This window comes from Mesorhizobium sp. M7A.F.Ca.AU.001.01.1.1, assembly GCF_004022735.1.
Taxonomy (GTDB): Bacteria; Pseudomonadota; Alphaproteobacteria; order Rhizobiales; family Rhizobiaceae; genus Mesorhizobium; species Mesorhizobium ciceri.
This window is the reverse complement of the sequence record NZ_RZPF01000441.1, coordinates 1-5,580: the sequence shown is the minus strand read 5'-3', so window position 1 is coordinate 5,580 and position 5,580 is coordinate 1. Positions and strand designations below refer to the sequence as shown.

The following is a 5,580-nucleotide window of genomic DNA, read 5'->3' as shown; positions in this document are numbered from 1 at the left end:
ATGCCATCCGTTATGGCGTCGGCATCGGCAAGGACGGTTTCCGCTGGTCCGGCCTGCCATTTCACCAGTTCAGGCTTGCGGGCGATCATCTCCGGCGGCGGCCTCACCAATCCGCTCGGCGCGCGTGCCCTCTACATCTACCAGGACGGCAAGGACACCGGCTATCGCATCCACGGTTCGCCCGAATGGTGGAGCATCGGGCAAGCGATGTCGTCGGGCTGCGTGCGCCTGATCAACCAGGACATCATCGACCTCTACAGCCGCGTCTCCAAGAAAAATCCGGTCGTCGTCGTCTGACGCTTATGCGGCGTGTTGGCGCCGCTCGAAACTCCCGTTGCGCGATGCGACAAGACAGGCCAAGGTGCCTTGAAAACCATCGCGCCGGGAGAAATCAAGCATGGCTGGAACGTTTGTCATCGCGCAGGGCGGCGGCCCAACCGCCGTCATCAACCAGACGGTTGTCGGGGCGACGCTGGAGATCCGCAAGCGGCATCCCGGTGCCAAGGTGCTGGGCTCGATCCATGGCGTGCGCGGCATCCGTGACGGCAATTATGTCGACCTTTCCGCCATTCCGGAAGACCGCCTGCGGCTGATTGCCGGCACGCCGAGCGCCGCCCTCGGCTCGACGCGCGACAAGCCCGACGCCGCCTATTGCGATGTCATCCTCAACGGCCTGAAGAAGGCCGGCGCCGACGCCTTCATCTATATCGGCGGCAACGACACGTCGGGTACCCAGCAGATCCTGACCGACGCCGCCGGCGGCTCAATTGCCTTTGTTCATGCGCCAAAAACCATCGACAATGATCTCGAGGAAAACGACCACACGCCGGGCTTTATTTCGGCGGCCGAGTTCGTCGCCGGCGCCTTCCTGTCCGTCGATCTCGATTTTCGCGCGCTGCCCGGCATCTATGTCGGCATCGTCATGGGCCGGCATGCGGGCTTCCTGACCGCGGCTGCCGCTGCCTGGCAGCTCGACCCCGACAGCGGCCCTCATCTCGTCTACGTGCCCGAGCGGCCGTTCTCGGCCGCTGGCTTCATCGACGACGTGCGTGCCACGCTCGATCGCCACAAGCGCTGCATCGTCGCCGTTTCGGAAGGCGTCAGCACCGCCGACGGCAAGGCATTGGTCGAAAGCCTGGTGCCGCCGGACAAGCTTGAGCGCGACGCGCATGGCAACGTCAAGCTGTCGGGCAGCGACCTGCCGGCCGCACTCGAGCGCGCGTTGGCGGAAGGCCTGCCCGGCAAGCGTGCCCGCGTCGACGCGCTCGGCTACATGCCGCGCGGCTATATCGGCGCCATCAGCGCGGTCGACGCGCAGGAGGCTTTCGATGCCGGCGCTTTCGCGGTCACCGTCGCCGAACAGGGCGGCGGCTCGGTGGCGCTGCAATATGACGGCACCAGAACGGTGCTGAAGAAAGTGCCGCTCAAGAACGTCGCCGGCAAGACCCGCCACATGCCTGACGATTTCATGAAGCCCGACGTCAATCAGCTGTCGGATGCCGGCATGGCCTATCTCAAGCGGCTGGTGCCGGAAAAGTACAAGGTCGGGAAGCCCTTCGTCTGATGCCGGGCTCACACCTGATGCCCGGCTCACTTCGTATGCCGGACTCACACTTGATGCCGAGCTGGTTCAGCAGGAGCGTGGTCGACGGCAAGACGACGATGCTGACCGAGCCCTTCGTGCATGCCTATGTTCGGGCCAATATCTGGCATCTGCGCGGTCGCGATGCCGACCTGCTCGTCGACACCGGTATGGGCATCTGTCCGCTGGCGCCGCAGATCGAGACGCCGCAGGGCAAGCCGTTGCTGGTCGTTGCCACCCACATCCATCTCGACCACGTCGGCTCGCTGCATGAATTCCCGTTGCGGGCCGGGCCAAGAATGAGCGCGGCTCGGTTCGAGACCATGGATGAGGCCGCGACTTACGCCTACATGTTCCACGACCTCGAGGGTGCCGTCTCGAAACTGCCGGCGTCCGGATGGAAGTCGGCCGACTACAGGATCCCGCCCGCGCCGTTGACGCGAACCCTGGACGAGGGCGATGTCGTCGATCTTGGCGACCGGCAATTTCGCGTGCTGCATTTGCCGGGCCATTCACCGGATTCGATCGCGCTGTTCGACGAGGCCGACGGACTGTTCTTCAGCGGCGATGCCATCTACGACGCCATGCTGATAGACGACCTGCCGGATTCCGACCGGGCCGCCTATATCAGTACGATGCGGCGCCTGCTCGACCTGCCGATCCGTATCGGTCATGGAGGACACGGACCGAGCTTCGACGGCAAGCGCATGCGCGAGATTGCTACGGCCTATCTCGGACGAATCGCCGGTGGCTGAGGCTCCAGCGAGGCAGCAAGGCGCGACCCGACGACTTTGTGACCCTGCCGCCGTGCGGATATTAAATCTTCGTAAGGTCGCCCGAAAACCCTAAATCGGGCCAATCCGCGCCCTAGATGCAAGGCCGTCGATCCGGTTGGCTGCCATGTAGGCGAGACGGGCAATTGCAACCTCGACACGCCGATGACCGATTTCCCGCATGGGAGGCCACGGCGCTGGATCAACTCTCGCCCGGACAAACGACCATGTCAGATATCCTTCGTAGGCATCGCGTCGCGGCCTTGCTGGGCGCTGCGCTGATCATATCCCCCTTCGTCATGTCTTTCGCCCAAAGCGCGGGCAACACCGTTCCGACGACCCAGACACCTGTTGCCGGCATCACTGCGCCCAATGGCTCGTTCGCACCCATCGTTGCCGCCGACAAGCCGGCGGTGGTGACGGTCACCACGGTCATGAAGGCACAGCCTGAAACGATGAGCGATGCCTCTCCTTTCGACGGCGGCTCGCCTTTCGACGACTATTTCCGCCAGTTCTTCGGTGACCAGGGCATGCCGACGCCCAAGACGCCGCCGCAACAGCAACCGCAGCGCGCCGAGGCGCTGGGTTCCGGCTTCATCGTCGCCTCCGACGGCACCATCGTCACCAACAATCACGTCATCGATGGGGCCTCTTCGATCAAGGTGACGCTCGACGACGGCACCGAACTTCCGGCCAAGCTCATCGGCCGCGATGCCAAGAACGATCTCGCCGTGCTGAAGATCAAGTCGGACAAACCCCTGCCGACCGTCAAATGGGGCGATTCCGACAAGCTTATGCCAGGCGACCAGGTGCTGGCCTTCGGCAACCCGTTCGGCATCGGCACCACCGTCACGGCAGGTATCGTCTCGGCGCGCGGCCGTGACCTGCATAGCGGGCCGTTCGACGATTTCATCCAGATCGACGCGCCGATCAACCACGGCAATTCCGGCGGCCCGCTGGTGGATGTCGCGGGCAATGTCGTCGGCATCAACACGGCGATCTATTCGCCCAATGGCGGCAGCGTCGGCGTCGGCTTTGCCATTCCGTCGGACCAGGCCCAGAAGGTGGTGGCCAAGCTGATGAAGGGCGGCTCCATCCAGTACGGCTATCTCGGCGTTCAGATCCAGGAGGTGACACCGGATGTCGCGAGCGCCATCGGGCTCGACCATCCCGGCGGCGCGCTGGTTTCAGAGGTCAATGACGGCTCGCCGGCGGCCAAGGCCGGCATCGAGACGGGCGACGTCATCACCAGCTTTGCCGGGCAGGACGTGAAGGACCCCAAGGACCTGTCGCGGGCGGTCGCCGATGTCGCGCCGGGCGCCATGGAAACGGTCGACGTCTGGCGCAAAGGCAAGCCGATGCGGATTTCCGTCGATGTCGGCCAGAACAGCGCCGATGCGAAGACCGCGTCGCTGGATGACGGGTCCGACACGCCCAGCGCCGGGCGCGCTCCGGCGATAGGGCTCGGCTTGATGGATATAACGCCCGACATTCGCCAGCAGATGAACCTAGCCGGCAAGCAGCACGGCGCGGTGGTTGCCAGCGTCAATCCCGACAAAGCCGCCGCCGCTTCCGGAATACAGGCCGGCGACATCATCGTTGCCGTCAATCAGGTGCCGGTTAAGAACGCCAGGCAGGTAACCCAGGCAATCGCGCAAGCCGGCAAGTCTGGCCGCAAGTCGGTGCTGTTGCTGGTCGAGCGTGGCGACGCTCAGATCTACATCGCGGTGCCTTTTGCCAATGGCTGAGTAATGGCCTTGACGTGAACGGGACCGGCAGGGTTCGTCGGCGACGATCCCCTCCGGCCTCCGGCCGTCAAGATTTTGGTTGCCCGCCACGACATCTTCGAGAACATTGCATCAGGCTGATGTCGGCCCGATGCAGGAGATTGCCGCGATGGTCACCCGAGGTTTCTCTTCAGGACGGCGCCCGCCAACCGATGACGATGCCCGCATCCCGCCCGGCCAATATCTGGAACAGGGTTTTCCGGTGCTGTCGGCCGGTCCGACGCCGCGCGTGCGCACCGAGGATTGGTTTTTCACGCTGAAACATGGGCCACGGCCGATCAAGAAATGGAACTGGGCCGAGTTCAACGCGCTGCCGCTGACCAAGATGACGCGCGATATCCATTGCGTGACCGCATGGACCAAGTTCGACACGCCGTGGCAGGGCGTGCTGGTCGACGATATCCTTGCCGACGCGGGTGTGGAGCCGCCGACCGGCTTCACGCTGGCGCACGCGTTCGACGGTTACACCACCAATGTGCCGGTCAAGGATCTCACCGCCGGCAAGGCCATGGTCGCGCTGCTCTACGAAGGCAAGCCGATCACGCCGGATCATGGCGGCCCGGCAAGGCTGCTGGTGCCGCATCTCTATTTCTGGAAGTCGGCCAAATGGCTGAACGGCCTGCAATTCACCTCGCGCGACGAGCCCGGTTTCTGGGAATTGCGCGGCTACCATATCTATGGCGACCCATGGCGCGAGCAACGCTACACGAACGATCCATGAGCGATACGGCGGCAGTGCAGTCGCCCTGGCAAACAGCCGGCATCGTCCGCATCGAAAAGCGCACGCCGCGTGTCACCAGCTTCTTTTTTCAGCCGTCTCGGCCCTTCGCCTATCGCGCCGGGCAGCATGTCGACGTCAGGCTGACGGCGCCGGACGGCTATCAGGCGCGCCGCTCCTATTCCATCGCCTCCGCGCCCGAAACGAATGGCGCAATCGAACTGGCGATCGAAAAACTCGACGATGGCGAGGTTTCGCCCTTCTTCCACGAGGTCGCGGCAATTGGCGACGAAATCGAACTGCGCGGGCCGCTTGGCGGGCATTTCGTCTGGCCGAAGGATGAGAGTGGGCCGCTTGTGATGGTCGGCGGCGGTTCGGGCGTCGTGCCCTTGATGTCGATGATCCGCCACCGCGCCGCACGGAATTCAGCGGTGCCCGTCGTCCTGGTCTTTTCGGTCCGGGTCTGGGACGAAGTGATCTTTCGTGACGAGCTGATCGCCCTCGACGAGCGTCAGGACGGCTTCGAGCTGGTGCTGACACTGACCCGCGAAGCCGCACGCCGCCCGGCCGACTATGCGCGGCGGGTGGACGTCGTCGACCGTGAACAATCCGAGCCCTAAGCGGCGACCGGCTTCGGCCGGATTTGAAGCAGGGCAATCAAGAGCGACAAAAACCCCTTCAGCCACCTGAGCAGGAGGGAGAAGTTGTAGCCGGCGGCGG

At 64.1% G+C, this 5,580-nt stretch carries 5 protein-coding genes and 1 pseudogene; all 6 read left to right on the top strand.

Features of this window, described 5'->3' with window-relative positions; translation table 11 throughout:
- Positions 1 to 297: pseudogene (locus EN884_RS23645) on the top strand (L,D-transpeptidase); the annotation flags it as partial.
- Between the two features lie 100 nt (positions 298 to 397).
- Positions 398 to 1,564 carry a diphosphate--fructose-6-phosphate 1-phosphotransferase gene (locus EN884_RS23640; RefSeq protein ID WP_013528281.1) on the top strand — a complete coding sequence of 389 codons (1,167 nt, stop codon included), beginning with the start codon at positions 398 to 400 and terminating at the stop codon, positions 1,562 to 1,564.
- A gap of 53 nt (positions 1,565 to 1,617) precedes the next feature.
- Entirely contained in the window at positions 1,618 to 2,337 is a 720-nt protein-coding gene (locus tag EN884_RS23635; protein WP_063170437.1) for an MBL fold metallo-hydrolase, read from the top strand.
- Between the two features lie 245 nt (positions 2,338 to 2,582).
- On the top strand, positions 2,583 to 4,103 hold the full coding sequence (locus tag EN884_RS23630) for a DegQ family serine endoprotease (RefSeq protein WP_063169804.1): 1,521 nt from the start codon (positions 2,583 to 2,585) through the stop codon (positions 4,101 to 4,103).
- Positions 4,104 to 4,251: 148 nt separating this feature from the next.
- Entirely contained in the window at positions 4,252 to 4,863 is a 612-nt protein-coding gene (locus tag EN884_RS23625; RefSeq protein ID WP_063170438.1) for a molybdopterin-dependent oxidoreductase, read from the top strand.
- Positions 4,860 to 5,480 (top strand): FAD-binding oxidoreductase, encoded by a 621-nt coding sequence (locus tag EN884_RS23620; protein WP_164774516.1) that lies wholly within the window; start codon positions 4,860 to 4,862, stop codon positions 5,478 to 5,480. The genes EN884_RS23625 and EN884_RS23620 overlap by 4 nt, the downstream gene beginning before the upstream one ends.
- Positions 5,481 to 5,580 lie beyond the last annotated feature (100 nt).